Here is a 708-nt window from a genome sequence, read left to right as displayed (position 1 = left end):
CAACATACTGAAATACCGTTACTTATTTTGTCGGTTCTTGCTCCAATTATACGTTTAAAAACGTAATTTGATGCAATGGTTGGTTAAGCAATGTTCAACGGTTTTCTGAATACAAATGGGTTCTATTTTCAATTATTCCTTGTGTAATGATAATTGTTATATTATAACAACTCAATAATCATATGTTATAACATAACAATAAGGGAAAAGTAGTGAATAAAAAATTGGTTTCTCTAGTCATCGGTAGCATTTTTGCATCCCATGTTTTTGCCGATACGTTGTCGAATCCACAAATTGGTGTCGTTTTGGACGGATATTACCAAGATGGACAGCGTCATAACTCAGAGCGAGAGGAAGGGTTTGGCTTGGGTCATACCGAGCTTAGTTTGTCTGCAAACATTGACGACAAATTCCATGGCGCTTTGACGACAGTGCTGGAAAGCCATGCTGACGATACCGAACTGATATTGGAAGAAGCGTTTATCGAAACCTTGGCTTTGCCTTACGGCTTTAATGTCCGAGCGGGGCGTTTTCTTTCCGACTTTGGTTACTTGAACAACCAACACATGCATACCGATAGTTTTGTTGAGCGTCCATTAGCGTACCGAACGTTTCTTGGTTCGCATTACTATGATGATGGCGTGAGAGCGAGCCTTGTTCTTCCGACAGATCTGTTTGTGAAATTTGGTGTTGAGGCGCTAAGTGGCA

The 708-nt window shown here is 40.4% G+C and carries 1 pseudogene; it reads left to right on the top strand.

Annotation, left to right across the window (positions count from 1 at the left end):
* Positions 1 to 212: 212 nt before the first annotated feature.
* A pseudogene (locus R7040_RS26560) lies at positions 213 to 708 on the top strand (hypothetical protein); the annotation flags it as partial.

This window comes from Vibrio sp. 1069 (assembly GCF_033340555.1).
The sequence above is the reverse complement of the archived record's forward strand: the minus strand, read 5'-3'. Positions and strand labels throughout refer to the sequence as shown.